The following is a 14,325-nucleotide window of genomic DNA, read 5'->3' as shown; positions in this document are numbered from 1 at the left end:
GAACTCCTACGGACGACGGAAACGGCGGTCGGCGGCGGTGATGAATCCGCCCAGGGCCATCAACAGCGCGCCCAGCCAGATCCAGCGCACGAACGGCTTGATGTGGACCCGGACCGCCCATGCATTGTTGCCCAGCGGCTCGCCCAATGCCACGTAGACGTCGCCGTCGAAGCGTGCATCGATGCCGGCCTCGGTCATCACCTGACCACCACTGGCGTACTGGCGCTTCTCCGGATGCAGCAGGGCCAGTTCGCGGCCGTTGCGGAACACCCGCAGGTGACCGCGGTCGGCGATGAAATTGGGACCTTCGCGATGGTCCACGCCCTCGAAGCGCACTTCGTAGCGGCCGACCACCAGTTGCTGGCCAGGTGCCAGCGCCACTTCGCGCTGCACGTTCAGGGCTTCCACCAGCAACGCACCGGCCAGGAACACGGCGATGCCTGCGTGGGCGACGATCATGCCGAGCATCTCGGCGGTGAAGCGACCATTGCCACGCAGGCGCTGCCAGACGAAGCGTGCGGTACCGAATCCGACCCAGGCCGCGGCGGCGACACCGAGACCGGCCTTCCAGCCGTTCTGCGGCGCCTGCCACCAGGCCAGCGCGCCCAGCAGCACCGCCAGCCCCAGCCAGGGCGCCAGCAGGGCGAATGCACGCGAAGGTTGGTCGCGCTGCCACTTCACCAGCGGGCCGAACGGCAGCAGCAGGATCATCGGCGCCATCAGCAGCAGGAACAGGCTGCCGAAGTAGGGCGGGCCGACCGAGATCTTGCCCAGCGACAGTGCATCTGCCAGCAGCGGGTACAGCGTGCCGAGCAGGACCATCGCGCAGGCCGTGGCCAGCAGCAGGTTGTTGGCCAGCAGCAGGGTCTCGCGCGAGGTGGCGGTAAAGCCACGGCGCGGATCGTCGGCGTCCACGCTCAGCTGGCTGGCGCGCAGCGCGTACAGCAGCAGGCTGCCGCCCACCAGTACCGACAGGAACACCAGGATGAACAGGCCGCGCGACGGATCGGCGGCGAACGAATGCACGCTGGTCAGCACGCCCGAGCGCACCAGGAAGGTCCCGAGCAGCGACAGCGCAAAGGCGGCGATCGCCAGCAGCAGGGTCCAGCTGCCGAACGTGCCGCGCTTTTCGGTGACGGCCTGCGAATGGATCAATGCCGCACCGACCAGCCAGGGCATGAAGCTGGCATTCTCCACCGGGTCCCAGAACCACCAGCCGCCCCAGCCCAGCTCGTAGTAGGCCCACCAGCTGCCCAGCGCGATGCCCAGGGTCAGGAAGCCCCAGGCGACGTTGGTCCACGGCCGCGTCCAGCGCAGCCAGCGCGCATCGATGCGCCCCTCCAGCAGGGCCGCCACCGCGAATGCGAACGGAACGGCAAAGCCCACGTATCCGATGTACAGCATCGGCGGATGAATGATCAGCCCTGGGTCCTGCAGCAGCGGGTTGAGGTCGCGGCCTTCCAGCGGCGCCGGGTTCAGGCGCAGGAACGGATTGGAGGTGAAGATCAGGAAGGCGAGGAAGCCGACGCTGACCACGCCCATCACCGCCAGCACGCGCGCCTGCACGTGTGCCGGCAGGTGCCGCGAGAACAGCGCCACCGCGCCGGTCCACAGCGCCAGCACCAGCGCCCACATCAGCAGCGAGCCCTCGTGGGCCCCCCACACCGCCGAGTAGCGGTAGATCATCGGCAGCAGCGAATTGGAGTTCTCGGCCACGTAGCGCACCGAGAAATCCTGCTGCACGAACGCGGCGGTCAGCACCGCGAACGCGCCGGCGAGCAGCAGCAGCTGTGCGAAGGCGGCCGGCCGTGCCACCGCCATCCATGCCGTGTTGCTGCGATGCGCGCCGACCAGCGGCAGGCCGGCCTGCAGCAGCGAGGCCAGCAACGCGCACAACAGCAGGATCTGACCCAGTTCGGGCAGCACTCAGCGCACCTCGGGTGCCGTCACCGGCACGTCATGCTTGCGATGGGCATCGCCCATCTTGTCGGCCACTTCCTTCGGCACGTACTTTTCATCGTGCTTGGCCAGCACTTCGTCGGCAACGAAGACACCCTCCTGCAGGCGGCCACTGGCGACCACCGCGGTGCCTTCGGCAAACATGTCCGGAAGAATCCGCGACGTGCTCACCGCCAGCTGGGCATCGCCGTCGGTTACTTCGAAACGTGCTTCCAGCGAACCGACCGGGCGGTTGAAGGAGCCCTTCACCACCATGCCGCCCAAGCGGAACCGCGACTGTGCATCGACATCCCCGCGCAGTACTTCCGAGGGCGTGTAGAGGTAGGCGATGTTGCGTTCCAGCGCCATCGCCACCAGTGCGGTGGCCAGCCCGGAGGCGAGCAGGGCCAGCAGTACCCAGGCCAGGCGGCGGCGTTGTACCGGCGTCATCGTTCCAGCTCCGTCGACAGCGGCGCCGCAGCTTCCTGTTTGACGGCGCGGGTCTGCTGCCGCTGCTGGCGTGCCAGCGCCAACCGGCGTGCCATGCGCAGGCGCAGCCACGAACCGATGGCATCGGCGCCGAGCACCAGCACGAACACGGCGTAGGCGCCGATCACATAGGGCAGGTGGGTCATGGCTGGGCCTCCCCGGCCGCGCGTGCGGCATCGACCCGGCCACCGACCCAGGCCTTGCCGGCCTCGCGGTCGAGATTGTCGGCGCGGGCCTTGGCCAGCACCGAACCGGCGAACCAGAACTTGGTGCCGATGACCATCCACCACAGTGGCGCGATCATCGCGCTGCTGATCGCCGATTCACCGAACACGTTGATCGACTGGCGCTGGTGCAGGCCGCCCCACCAGTCCACCGAATAGCGGATCACCGGCAGCAGGCTGACACCGACGATGGCCAGCAGGCCGGCCGCGCGCGCGGCGCTGCGGCGGTCCTCGATGGCGTGGTACAGGCCGATCACGCCCAGGTACAGGAACAGCAGCACCAGTTCACTGGTCATGCGCGGGTCCCAGTCCCACCAGGTACCCCAGGTACCCTTGCCCCAGATGCTGCCGGTCAGCAGGGTGATCAGGGTGAAGCCGGCGCCCATCGGCGCACACGCCATGGCCAGGATCTCGCAGACCTTGATCCGCCAGATCAGGGCGATGGCGGCATACAGCGCCATCAGCGCGAACACGAACAGGCTCATCCAGGCACTGGGCACGTGGATGTAGAGGATGCGGAAGCTGTCCAGCTGCTTGGCTTCCGGCGGCACCACCAGCAGCGCCTGCCACATGCCGACCAGCAGCACCGGCACCGCCGCGAGGTAGAACACCCGCGACCAGCGGGCAGCGAATCGGTCGAACGTGGGGGGCGAACCGAGTTGGTGGAACCAGCGGACAATCGGATTCATGCGTGGCGGCTATCCAGCAGGGGTGGATTGGCTCTCAGCTCGGTCAACTCAGAGAAATACGTATTGCAGCGGCGGTGGCCAACGGCGCCAGCACCAGCGCGACCAGCAGGCCGGCGCCCAGCATCAGCAGCGCACCGACCGGATCCTGTCCGCGTCCGGCTGCCGCCAGACTGCCTGCGCCGAACACCAGCACTGGCACGTACAGCGGCAGCGAAAGCAACGCCACGAGAATACCAGAGCGTCGGATGCCTACGGTCAGCGCGGCGACCACGCCACCAATCAGGCTCAGCAACGGCGTTCCCAGCAGCAACGATGCCAGCAACATCGGCAGCTGGTCATGCGGCAGATGCAGCATTTCGGCCAGCAGCGGACTGACCACGATCAACGGCAGGGCGGTGGTGGCCCAGTGCAGCAGCACGCGCACCAGCACCAGCCAGGCCAGCGGCACCGGCGCCAGCAGCCATTGTTCCAGCGAGCCGTCTTCGGCATCGGAGCGGAACAGTGAATCCAGCGACAGCTGCCCGGCTAGCAGCACCGCAAGCCACAGCACTGCGCCTGCGGTGGCGGCCAGCAGTTGCGGCTCGCGACCCTGCGCCAGCGCGAACAGCACCACCACCAGCACCGCGAACAGCAGCGGCTGCAGCGCATCGCCGCGGCGGCGCCAGAGCAGGCGCAGGTCGCGCTTGAGCAGGGCGCCCGCGGTCTGCCACAGGCCCGGTTCGGTGCCTGGCGCGATCATGCAGCACCGCCGAGGTCGAGCTGGCGGGTACGCACCGGCGGTGCGGCATAGGCGCCATGGGTGGTGACCAGTGCCGCGCCACCGGCGCGCAGGTGCGCGGAAATCATCCGGTTGACCAGGGTGATGCCCTCCAGGTCGAGGTTGGCATAGGGTTCGTCGAGCAGCCACAGCGGCGCCGGCGACAGCCAGATGCGTGCCAGTGCCAGCCGCCGCTTCTGCCCGGCGGACAGATGCCGAACAAGGGTGTCCTCATAACCGGCCAGGCCGACGATGGCCAGCGCGTTGCCGGGCATCTGCCGCGCACGGCGGCCGTGCAGGCCACACAGGAAGTGCAGGTTCTCCAGCGTGTCCAGATCGGGCTTCAATGCGGGCAGGTGGCTGAGGTAGGCGACATAGCGCGCGCGCTCGGCATTGCCGGCCGGTCGGCCATCGATCTGCACCTGCCCGGCACCGGGCCGGGCCAGGCCGGCCAGCACGCGCAACAGCGTGGTCTTGCCGGCGCCGTTGCCGCCCTGCACCAGCAGGGCTTCGCCTGCGTCCACATGGAAGTCCAGCGGGCCGAACACCGGCTCGTCATTGCGGGAGAAGCTCAGGCCGCTGGCGGCCAGCAATGCAGGGGTGTTCAAGGGGCAGGGGTCTTCATGCCGGAGTGCGGCGGCAATTGTAGCGGTGAATGCTGTCCCGGCGCTACCGGCTGAACCCACAGTCGCAGCGTGGATTTCGTACACTTCTGGGCCTCGTTCCCCCAGATTCCAGGCCGATGCAACCCAACACCAAGCTGCCCAAGGTCGGTACCACGATCTTCACCGTGATGTCCCAGCTCGCCGCCGAACACGGCGCGGTCAACCTGGGCCAGGGTTTCCCGGACTTTTCCGCGCCGCAGCGCCTGATCGATGAGACGGCCAAGGCGATGGCCGCCGGGCTGAACCAGTACCCGCCGATGACCGGCGTGGCGCCGCTGCGCCAGGCCATCGCACAGAAGGCGCTGGACTGCTACGGCGCACAGGTCGATGCGGACAGCGAGATCACCGTCACCAGTGGCGGTACCGAGGCCATCTTCAACGCCATCCACGCCGTGGTGCGTGCCGGCGAAGAAGTGATCGTGCTCGACCCGGCCTATGACTGCTATGAACCGGCGATCGATCTGGCCGGTGCCAAGGCCGTGCATGTGTCGCTGGATCCGCAGACCTTCGCCGTCGACTGGGACCGCGTGCGTGCGGCGATCACCCCGCGCACACGCATGCTGATCGTCAACACCCCGCACAACCCGTCCGGCGCGATGCTGTCGGCGCAGGACATGCAGGCGCTGGCCGAGCTGCTGCGCGGCACGCAGATCTACCTGATCTCCGATGAGGTGTATGAGCACATCATCTATGACGGCCGCCGTCATGAATCGGCGCTGCGCTACCCGGAACTGCGCGAACGCGCGTTCGTCATCTCCAGCTTCGGCAAGACCTACCACTGCACCGGCTGGAAGATCGGCTATGCGATCGCACCGCCTGCGCTGACCGCCGAATTCCGCAAGGTGCACCAGTACAACACCTTCACCAGTTTCGGCCCGGCGCAATATGGCTTCGCCGCGATGATCCGCGATGAGCCCGAACACCACCTCGAGCTGGGCGCGTTCTACCAGGCCAAGCGCGACCGTTTCCGCGAGCAGCTGTCCAGCACCCGCCTGAAGGCGCTGCCGGTCCCCGGCGGCTACTTCCAGCTGGTCGATTACTCGGCCATCAGCGACCTGCCGGACCACGAGTTCGTGAAGTGGCTGACCATCGAGAAGGGCGTGACCGCCATCCCGCTGTCGCCGTTCTACGAGAATCCGCCGGCCGGCCAGCGCCTGGTGCGCCTGTGCTTCGCCAAGAATGAAGCGACCATGGACACGGCGATCGAACGCCTGCGCCTTCTTTGAGCGGAGCAGTGACCATGCAGGACCTGCGCATTTCCCTCGTCCAGGGCGACACCCGCTGGCATGATCCGGCGGGCAACCGTGAGTACTACGGCGCACTGCTGGCACCGCTGGCCGGCACCACCGACTTGGTGATCCTGCCGGAGACCTTCACCAGTGGCTTCTCCAACGACGCCATCGCCCAGGCCGAAGGCATGGACGGCCCGACCGTGGCCTGGGTGCGTGAGCAGGCCAGGGCCTTGAACGCGGCGGTGATCGGCAGCGTGCAGTTGCGTGATGGCGAAGGCGTCTACAACCGCCTGCTGTTCGCCACGCCCGATGGCAACCTGGAGTACTACGACAAGCGCCACCTGTTCCGTTACGGCGGCGAGCACGAGCGTTATGCTGCCGGTCGCGACCGCCTGAGCGTGGAATGGAAGGGCTGGCGGATCAATCCGCAGGTCTGCTACGACCTGCGTTTCCCGGTGTTCTGCCGCAACCGCTACAACGTGGAGCGTCCGCAGCAGCTGGATTTCGACCTGCAGATCTTCGTTGCCAACTGGCCGTCGGCACGCGCCTATGCGTGGAAGACACTGCTGCGTGCACGTGCGATCGAGAACCTGTGCTTCGTGGCGGCAGTGAATCGCGTGGGCGTCGATGGCAACCAGCTGCATTACGCCGGCGACAGCGCGGTGCTGGATTTCCTCGGTCAGCCGCAGGTGGAGATTCGCGAACGCGAACAGGTGGTCACCACCACCGTCTCGGCCGAGGCGCTGGCAGCACACCGCGCGCGCTTCCCGGCCATGCTTGATGCCGATGCCTTCCATCTGGACGAGCAGGCCTGAGCGACGGCCTGAACGCCGCCGCACCAGCGCGCGCGCCTGCATTCAACGTGCACGTGCGCGCTGTTAGATTCGCCGCCAGTCCGACCGAACTGGAAGTCCCGCCATGAACAAGCCCTTCGCCCTGCTGCTGGCGCTGTCCGCCGCAGCGTTGGCCCCCACCGCGCACGCTGCCGGCAACCTCGATTGCGAGCTGCGCTACAACCTGTCCGGCTGGTCGTTGATCTACAAGACCGCATCCGGTAATGGCACGGTCACCTGCAGCAACGGCGCCAGCCTGCCGGTGCGCATCCAGATGAAGGGGGGCGGCCTGACCGTCGGCAAGTCGAAGATCACGAACGGGCGTGGCAGCTTCACCGGCGCGGTCAGCGTCAACGAGCTGCTGGGCACTTACGCCTCGGTCGGCGCGCATGCCGGTGCGGTGAAGTCCAGCAACGCGCAGGTGATGACCAAGGGCGACATCTCGCTGGCCCTGTCCGGTACCGGCAAGGGCTGGGACCTGGGCGTGGACGGCACCGCGTTCACCCTCAGCCGGCGCTGAGGCGCGACGGCGCGGCAGTTCCCCAGTTGATGCGGATGTAGTGCTGTTCGGAATCGCTCAACAACCGTTCAACACCGAAACCATTCTTCAGCAACTGTGCGACCACGTCTTCGACGAGCTGCTCGCTGGCCATCACCTGGCTGAAGCCGAACACGACGTAGCGGCGGCCATTTTCCGAGCCGATCTGGATGGCGTTGTCGAGATCGCGGTAGAACAGTTCGATCGGGCGCTTGGCGGCATCGACGTTGGCGCGGGCCTGTTCGGCGGTGATAGTGATCATGAGCATCTGCCTTTTGTGGGAGAGCGCGCACGATAGCCAGGGAATCAAAGCCGTTCCCGGGAGGCGCGCACAGTGCGCTGCTTTTGCAGCAATTCCTAGGCTGCAGCGGGACGCTGCCGCTGCAGCCACAAGGCCAGCAGGCCGCACACGATGAGGGTCGGTGCCAGAAGCTGCACTGCACCGACCAGCGCCATTGCCGCACCGATCAGCAGGTAGTAGAGCAGGCCGAACAGCGCGCCTGCGCTGCCGAGACAGTGTGGATAGCCGCGCAAGGCCTGGCCGAGCACATTGGGAATGGCAAGGCCGAAGCCCGTCACCACCGGCACCATCGCCGCGACCAGGGCAGGGTGATCATGCAGCAGCGCGGCCAGCAGGCCTCCCGTCAGAACCAGTCCTGCGGCGATGCGGATGCGCGTGGTTGTGGCAACGCCTGCACGCAGCAGGCGGCCATTGCCCCACGCGCCCAGTGCCGAGCCCAGTGCCAGCACCGCGCCGCTGGCGCCGAACCAGGTGGCTGGCCAGTGCAGGCGCGCAAACACGAAGGGGCCGAGCACATACCAGCTGTACATCGCCACGTTGAAGGCCATCACCAGCAACGCGTGTGACCAGATCCAGCGATCGCGCAGCAGTTCCCGCAGCAGCGGCAGCATGGGCGTGTGCGGGATATGTGCAGGACGGCTTTCGCGCAGGCCAGCCAGGCATGCGACTGCCAGCAGGGCAGCAACCAGCAGCAGGCCGGACTGTACGCCGGCATAGCCATGGGCGGCGACCAGCAGCGTGCCCAGTGCAAGGCCGATGGCCGGGCTCAGGGCCAGGGCCATGCCGATCCAGGAGAATGCCTGCGCCAACGCTGGACCCTGCAGATGGTCGCGCAGCACGGTCTGGGTCACCACCGAAGCGGCGGCGGCGCCGACTGCGGCCAACGCCTGGGCCAGCAGCACCTGGCCGAAGCTGCCAGCCATCAGCCCGCCCAGTGCAGCTGCTCCGAAGACGCCGAGGCCACAGAGAAGGGCGGGGCGACGACCGATACGATCGGCCAGGCGCCCCCACAGCAGCACGCCTGCAGCGAAGCCGAACAGGTACAGGCTCATGGCCTGGCTGGCGGCACTCGGCGGCAGGGCGAAGCGTTCGGCCAGATCGGCCAGGGCCGGGCTGTACAGGGTCTGTGCCAACTGCGGAAACATCAGCAGTGCAATGGTGAGCAACAACAGGCGGCGCGACATGCGGGCGCTCCAGGAACAGGGCCGCGCATTGTGGTCGCGCCCACAATGGCGCACTCTGTCTATCCTGTCATCAGATATATGAAATCAGACATGGCCTGGTTGCAGCCGGATGCGCACTTCGACGCCGATGCCTGGGGCGCTCCGGTGTTGGGGATCGCGGCCTCACTGGCGGATCACGACTCGGGTTGGCACCAACATGCACGCGCGCAGCTGCTGTACACCCGGCAGGGCTGTACGCGCCTGACCTACGGTGACCGCGTCAGCCTGCTGCCGCCCGCGCGCGCGGCGTGGATTCCGGGTGGGCTGCGCCACCGTGCGCAGATGCGCCAGGCAGTCGACTACCGTTCGTTGTACTTCGACGCCACCCTGTTGGCCCAGCTGCCCCGGCAGCCGGCGATCATCGGCGTCGGTCCGCTGCTGCAGGCCTTGCTGGAGCCGATCGCGCAGGCGCCGTTCGACCATGACTGGCAGTCGCCGCGCGCGCACCATCAACTGGCGTTGTGCGTGCTGGAAATCGCCGCTGCACCGGTGGCGCCGATGGACCTGCCTTTACCGCGTGATCCGCGGATCGCACGTTGCCTGCCGCTGGCCGAGCAGCTGCCGCCCGAACTGGGGGAGCTGGCCGCGCGCACGGGCCTGAGCGCGCGTACCGTCGGCCGGTTGATGCAGCGTGATACCGGCATGAGCTACCAGGCCTGGCGCCAGCAATGGCGACTGATGCGGGCCATGGAGTTGCTGCTGCTGGGTCATCGCGTCGCGCATGTGGCGCAGGACACCGGCTTCTCCGCCGAGAGCCCGTTCATCGCCTTCTTCCGCAGCATGACCGGCACCACGCCCGCCGCGTTCCAGCGCCACGCAAAAGGGAACGGAAGGGATTAAGTCGCTTTCGCCTCTTCGACACAGGCCGTGGCAAAAACGACTTAATCCCCTCCGTCCCCTTTTCAACGAAAAACCCCGGCCTGCGCCGGGGTTTTTCATTTCAGTCGGGCCGGTGATCAGCCGCCGCGCGGGCCGCTGCGGCGCGGGCCGCCCGGACCGCGGTTGCCGCCGGGGCCACCCGGGCCACGGTTGCTACCCGGACCACCCGGGCCGCGATTACCGCCCGGACCGCGGTTGCCGCCGCCCGGACCGCGACCGCCCGGACGGGCGCCCTGTGCGGGCTTCGGGCTGCCATACGGGTTGAAGCCCGGCGTGGCGTGGTCGGACGGGAAGCTCGGGGCATTGCCCGGATGGCCGTACGGGTGCTTGTTGCCCTGGCCCTGCGAGCGGTTGCCCGCACCGGCCGGACGACCCTGGCCGCCTGCGCCGCCACGGCCTTCACCGCCGAAACCGCCACGGCCCTGGCCGCCACCGGCGCCTGCGCCCGGACCCTTCGGCTTGCCATACGGACGGCCCTGGCCGCCTGCGCCCGGACCACGGGCACCGGGGCCACGTGCGCCCGGGCCGGCATTGCGATGGCCGCTCGGGCCGGTGCTCACGCCATCCGGCACGTACCAGGTGCGGAACGCGGCCGGGTTGCCTTCTGGCAGCGAACGGTCGTTCTTCTGGGCGCGCTGCTTGAACGGCTTCTGCGACTGCTTGGCTGCCGCTTCACCGCTGACCGTCAGGCCACCCTTGAAGCCGCCGCCCTTGCCGCCGCGACCACGGCCGCGGTCTTCGCGGACGTTATCGAAACGACGCAGCTCGCGGCCCTCGTCGGCGGTGTTGTGGCCGTTGACGTAGGCGTTGCCGCGGCCACCTTCGCGCACGCGCACGGTGGTCTTGGCGGCGCGGCGCTGGCCGATCACCGGCTGCAGCGTCAGTGCCGACGGCGCGCCTTCTTCCAGCTTCAGCTGCGCGCGCAGGGCTTCAACCTGCGTGGTGCCCAGTTCCACCGAATGGCCGCGGGCCAGTTCGCGCGGCAGGCTCACCTTGCCGTAGCGGGTGCGCTTCAGGCGGCTGACCTGGCAGCCCTGCGACTCCCACAGGCGGCGCACTTCGCGGTTGCGGCCTTCCTTCACCACGACGCGGAACCAGTCGTGCGAGTCGGTGCCGCCGATGCGTTCGATCTCGTCGAACTTGGCCGGGCCGTCTTCCAGTGCCACGCCACGGGTGAGGCGGTCGACGATGGCGTCGGAGACCTTTTCCTCGCCTTCCGGCGCACGCACGCGGACCACGTATTCGCGCTCGACCTCGAACGACGGGTGCATCATGGCGTTGGCCAGTTCACCGTCGGTGGTGGCCAGCAGCAGGCCGGTGGTGTTGATGTCCAGGCGGCCGATCGCGATCCAGCGCGCGCCCTTCAGCGGCGGCAGCGATTCGAATACGGTGGGGCGGCCTTCCGGATCATCGCGGGTGGTCACTTCGCCTTCCGGCTTGTTGTAGACCAGCACGCGCGACGGCTCGGCCAGGGCGGTGGCGACGAAGCCACGGCCATCCAGCTCGATCTTGTCGCCACTCTTGACCGACATGCCGGTCTGCGCGACTTCACCGTTGACCTTGACCAGGCCTTCGGCGATGCGCTGTTCCAGCGCGCGGCGCGAGCCGAGGCCGGCCTGGGCCAGCACCTTGTGCAGGCGCTCTTCCAGCTTGAACTGTTCGGAGGTGGCTTCGCGCTTCAGCGAGAGCTTGTTACGGGGGGTGTCACTCATCAGTTTTGCTCCGGCCGACGGTTTCGAGGTCGGCCTCTGGTTCGGAATCGGCTTGGTCAACAGCCACGGTCGTCATCGCGACGGCGTTGTCTTCGCGTTCGTTCACTGGCACCGCGCGCTCGCCCGGCGCGGAATCGGGGTGCCCATCATCGAGGGGCGAAGGTGCTTGCTCATCCATAGCCGCCGCAGGAGCTGCGTCGGCGGAATCGGGGGTGTCACTGCCGGCCAGGCCGGCATCATCGTTCGCGGCAGCGCCTTCGTCGCCGGCCGAGATGTCAGGACCGTCGGCGCTTGCTGCTGCGGGCGCATCGCGGTCCAGGGACAGCTGGGGTTCCAGCTCGCCCAGGTCCTTCAGTTCCGACAGAGGCGGCAGCTCATCCAATCGCTTCAGGCCGAAATAATCCAGAAAGCCCTTGGTGGTGCCGAACAGCGCAGGCTTGCCGGGCACATCGCGGTGGCCGACCACGCGGATCCACTCGCGTTCTTCCAGTGCCTGGATGATGTTGCTGCTGACCGCCACGCCGCGTACCTGCTCGATCTCGCCGCGGGTGATCGGTTGCCGGTAGGCGATCAGCGCCAGGGTTTCCAGGGTGGCGCGGGTGTAACGGGTCTTGCGTTCGGTCCACAGCCGGCTGATCCAGCCATGCACTTCGCCGGTCACCTGGTAGCGGAAGCCGGAGGCAACCTCGACCAGTTCCACGCCGCGGCCTTCGCAGGCTTCGCGCAGGCGTTCCAGCGCGCGTTCGATGCTGCCCGGCGGTGCCGGTTCCTCTTCCGGGAACAGGTCCTTCAGCTGGGCCAGGGTGAGCGGCTGACTGGAGGCCAGCAAGGCACCCTCGACAATGCGGTTGATCAGCAGTTGATCCATCGGCAGTCAGCGCTCACTCGTCTGCATTGGCGGCGTCGTTGTCGTCGAACTCGCTGCTGAACTGCAGCGGGGCATTGGTGTTGCCGGCGGCCAGCGATTTCACGTAGATCGGCGCCAGCGGTTCTTCCTGGACGATGTCCAGCAGCTGTTCCTTGGCCAGTTCCAGCACCGCCAGGAACGTGACCAGCACGCCCAGCTTGCCTTCTTCGGCCGTGAACAGCCCTTCAAAACGATAGAACTTGCCATCTTCCAGGCGTCCCAGCACTTCGCCCATGCGTTGCCGCACGCTCAGTGCCTCACGCTTGATGGCGTGACCGCTGAACAGCTCGGCGCGCTTGAGCACGTCGTGCAGGGCCAGCAGCATCTCCTTCAGGTCCACCGGCGGCGGCAGCTTCACCGTGGCGCGTTCGGGCATGAAGGCGTGCGCCACCGTCGTGTCGCGGTCCTGGCGGGGCAGGGCATCGATGTCCTCGGCGGCCTGCTTGAAACGTTCGTACTCCTGCAGCCGGCGCACCAGTTCGGCGCGCGGGTCGGCTTCATCGCCTTCCTCGCTGACCGGGCGCGGCAGCAGCATGCGCGACTTCACCTCGGCCAGGATCGCTGCCATCACCAGGTACTCGGCGGCCAGCTCGAAGCGCAGCTCGCGCATCACGGTGATGTATTCCACGTACTGCCGGGTGATCTCGGCTACCGGAATGTCCAGGACATCCAGGTTCTGGCGGCGGATCAGGTACAGCAGCAGGTCCAGCGGGCCTTCGAAGGCATCCAGGATGACTTCCAGCGCGTCCGGCGGAATGTACAGGTCCTGCGGAATCTGCAGGACCGGTTGCCCATGCACCACGGCCAGCGGCATTTCCTGCTGCTGTGGGGCGGGCGGCCGGGTTGGCGGGTTCGCGTCGAGCGCGAGTTCGGAAGTCATCTAATGGACATCAGGATTGCAACGGACCAGTCGCGGCACCGGGTTCGCCGGGCCAACGCCACGGAGCCCCAGGGCACCAGACACGCCGGGATCGGCGCGATTCCACACATATCAAACAGCAGGACGCGCCGCACGAAACGGCGGCGACGGAACTACGGGGAGGTCGTCTACGTGGCCCGGCCAGGTGGACCGGTTTGAAGCAGCGGGACGGTCGTCGGGGGCTGCGTTGGCCGCAAAAACCGACGGGCTGCTGCATCCAGCCACGTGCAATGGAGTCTAGGGTAAGCCTTTGTTGCGCCAGTGTCCAGCCGGGCCGGGGCAGGGGTCGCATTGGCTAGAATCTGCGGACCCGACAACGCAAGCGAGGAAATGCCGGTGTGGTATGTGATCGAAGGGTATGACGGCCAGGATGTGCTGGCGCAGCGGCTGCAGGCGCGGCCGGAACACCTGGCGCGGTTGCACGCGCTGCGCGACGAGGGACGCCTGCTGCTGGCCGGCCCGTGCCCGGCGGTGGACAGTGAAGACCCGGGCCCGGCCGGTTACAGCGGCTCGGTGGTGATCGCGCAGTTCGAGTCGCTGCTGCAGGCCCAGGCCTGGGCCGACGCCGACCCGTACGTGGCCGCCGGCGTCTACACCCGCGTGCAGGTGCGACCGTTTCGCAAGGTGTTGCCGTGAGCGCGGAACGGATCTCGCGAATGCGTGATGCGCTGCAGCATGCCCTGGCGCCGAGCGTGCTCGAGATCGAAGACGACAGCCATCGCCACGCAGGCCATGCCGGTGCGCGCGATGGCCGCGGCCATTTCAACGTGCATGTGGTGAGTGAACGCTTTGCCGGACTGGGCCCGCTGGCCCGGCATCGCGCGGTGTACGCCGCGCTGGGGGCGATGATGGAGACCGATATCCACGCGCTGTCCATCCGCGCGCAGACCCCGTCAGAACAGGGCTGAGCCCTTGTCCCGCACTGTCCTGGCCGGTCCGCACGGGCCTCGCCGCGGACAGATTTTCATGTCCATTTCGGGACATTCGCCTAACGGACTGTTTACAAGCCCAGATGGAAA

Annotated in this window: 17 protein-coding genes; 6 read left to right on the top strand and 11 right to left on the bottom strand. The window is 67.6% G+C overall.

Annotation, left to right across the window (positions count from 1 at the left end):
• Window positions 1-6: 6 nt before the first annotated feature.
• The 6 genes from ACTJJM_RS09880 to ccmA are packed head-to-tail and all read right to left on the bottom strand — an operon-like array spanning window position 7 to window position 4,705.
• Window positions 7-1,926 (bottom strand): heme lyase CcmF/NrfE family subunit, encoded by a 1,920-nt coding sequence (locus ACTJJM_RS09880; protein WP_125438033.1) that lies wholly within the window; start codon window positions 1,924-1,926, stop codon window positions 7-9.
• Window positions 1,927-2,388, bottom strand: coding sequence for a cytochrome c maturation protein CcmE (gene ccmE, locus ACTJJM_RS09875; RefSeq protein WP_010486684.1), 462 nt, complete (start codon window positions 2,386-2,388; stop codon window positions 1,927-1,929).
• Window positions 2,385-2,573 carry a heme exporter protein CcmD gene (locus ACTJJM_RS09870; protein WP_010486686.1) on the bottom strand — a complete coding sequence of 63 codons (189 nt, stop codon included), beginning with the start codon at window positions 2,571-2,573 and terminating at the stop codon, window positions 2,385-2,387. The genes ccmE and ACTJJM_RS09870 overlap by 4 nt, the downstream gene beginning before the upstream one ends.
• Complete coding sequence (ccmC, locus tag ACTJJM_RS09865; RefSeq protein WP_010486688.1) at window positions 2,570-3,340, bottom strand: heme ABC transporter permease CcmC; 771 nt, start codon at window positions 3,338-3,340, stop codon at window positions 2,570-2,572. Before ccmC ends, ACTJJM_RS09870 begins: the two co-directional genes overlap by 4 nt.
• 43 nt (window positions 3,341-3,383) lie before the next feature.
• Window positions 3,384-4,079 (bottom strand): heme exporter protein CcmB, encoded by a 696-nt coding sequence (ccmB, locus tag ACTJJM_RS09860; RefSeq protein WP_006456616.1) that lies wholly within the window; start codon window positions 4,077-4,079, stop codon window positions 3,384-3,386.
• Complete coding sequence (ccmA, locus tag ACTJJM_RS09855) at window positions 4,076-4,705, bottom strand: heme ABC exporter ATP-binding protein CcmA (protein ID WP_019336398.1); 630 nt, start codon at window positions 4,703-4,705, stop codon at window positions 4,076-4,078. Before ccmA ends, ccmB begins: the two co-directional genes overlap by 4 nt.
• 134 nt (window positions 4,706-4,839) lie before the next feature.
• On the opposite strand from ccmA, the gene ACTJJM_RS09850 reads away from it, so the two are divergent.
• The 3 genes from ACTJJM_RS09850 (at window position 4,840) to ACTJJM_RS09840 (ending at window position 7,347) form a co-directional block, all read left to right on the top strand.
• Window positions 4,840-5,988, top strand: coding sequence for a pyridoxal phosphate-dependent aminotransferase (locus tag ACTJJM_RS09850; protein ID WP_440865442.1), 1,149 nt, complete (start codon window positions 4,840-4,842; stop codon window positions 5,986-5,988).
• Between the two features lie 14 nt (window positions 5,989-6,002).
• A complete protein-coding gene (locus ACTJJM_RS09845; RefSeq protein WP_010486696.1) occupies window positions 6,003-6,809 on the top strand; it encodes an amidohydrolase in 807 nt (268 codons plus the stop codon).
• Window positions 6,810-6,912: 103 nt separating this feature from the next.
• Window positions 6,913-7,347, top strand: a complete 435-nt coding sequence (locus ACTJJM_RS09840) for a hypothetical protein (RefSeq protein WP_241875325.1) — start codon at window positions 6,913-6,915, stop codon at window positions 7,345-7,347.
• Here the strand turns inward: ACTJJM_RS09840 and ACTJJM_RS09835 are convergent.
• Both ACTJJM_RS09835 and ACTJJM_RS09830 read right to left on the bottom strand, forming a co-directional pair.
• Window positions 7,334-7,627, bottom strand: coding sequence for a hypothetical protein (locus tag ACTJJM_RS09835; RefSeq protein ID WP_043401502.1), 294 nt, complete (start codon window positions 7,625-7,627; stop codon window positions 7,334-7,336). The genes ACTJJM_RS09840 and ACTJJM_RS09835 overlap by 14 nt on opposite strands.
• Before the next feature lie 95 nt (window positions 7,628-7,722).
• Window positions 7,723-8,850, bottom strand: a complete 1,128-nt coding sequence (locus ACTJJM_RS09830) for an MFS transporter (protein ID WP_440865441.1) — start codon at window positions 8,848-8,850, stop codon at window positions 7,723-7,725.
• Window positions 8,851-8,940: 90 nt separating this feature from the next.
• Between ACTJJM_RS09830 and ACTJJM_RS09825 the strand changes: the two genes are divergently transcribed.
• Window positions 8,941-9,729, top strand: coding sequence for an AraC family transcriptional regulator (locus ACTJJM_RS09825; RefSeq protein ID WP_423159025.1), 789 nt, complete (start codon window positions 8,941-8,943; stop codon window positions 9,727-9,729).
• A gap of 116 nt (window positions 9,730-9,845) precedes the next feature.
• On the opposite strand, the gene ACTJJM_RS09820 is transcribed toward ACTJJM_RS09825, so the two are convergent.
• The 3 genes from ACTJJM_RS09820 to ACTJJM_RS09810 are packed head-to-tail and all read right to left on the bottom strand — an operon-like array spanning window position 9,846 to window position 13,267.
• Window positions 9,846-11,480 carry a pseudouridine synthase gene (locus tag ACTJJM_RS09820; RefSeq protein ID WP_071306023.1) on the bottom strand — a complete coding sequence of 545 codons (1,635 nt, stop codon included), beginning with the start codon at window positions 11,478-11,480 and terminating at the stop codon, window positions 9,846-9,848.
• Window positions 11,473-12,348, bottom strand: coding sequence for an SMC-Scp complex subunit ScpB (gene scpB, locus ACTJJM_RS09815; protein WP_049453069.1), 876 nt, complete (start codon window positions 12,346-12,348; stop codon window positions 11,473-11,475). The genes ACTJJM_RS09820 and scpB overlap by 8 nt, the downstream gene beginning before the upstream one ends.
• A gap of 13 nt (window positions 12,349-12,361) precedes the next feature.
• On the bottom strand, window positions 12,362-13,267 hold the full coding sequence (locus ACTJJM_RS09810) for a segregation and condensation protein A (protein WP_010486714.1): 906 nt from the start codon (window positions 13,265-13,267) through the stop codon (window positions 12,362-12,364).
• Between the two features lie 375 nt (window positions 13,268-13,642).
• On the opposite strand from ACTJJM_RS09810, the gene ACTJJM_RS09805 reads away from it, so the two are divergent.
• Complete coding sequence (locus ACTJJM_RS09805; protein ID WP_029550673.1) at window positions 13,643-13,942, top strand: YciI family protein; 300 nt, start codon at window positions 13,643-13,645, stop codon at window positions 13,940-13,942.
• Window positions 13,939-14,214, top strand: a complete 276-nt coding sequence (locus ACTJJM_RS09800; protein ID WP_019336633.1) for a BolA/IbaG family iron-sulfur metabolism protein — start codon at window positions 13,939-13,941, stop codon at window positions 14,212-14,214. Before ACTJJM_RS09805 ends, ACTJJM_RS09800 begins: the two co-directional genes overlap by 4 nt.
• Window positions 14,215-14,325: the final 111 nt, after the last annotated feature.

The sequence above is a fragment of the Stenotrophomonas sp. 22692 genome, from assembly GCF_052045015.1.
Classification (GTDB): Bacteria; Pseudomonadota; Gammaproteobacteria; order Xanthomonadales; family Xanthomonadaceae; genus Stenotrophomonas; species Stenotrophomonas geniculata.
Note: the sequence above shows the minus strand (reverse complement) of the source record. Positions and strands in the feature narration are given on the sequence as shown.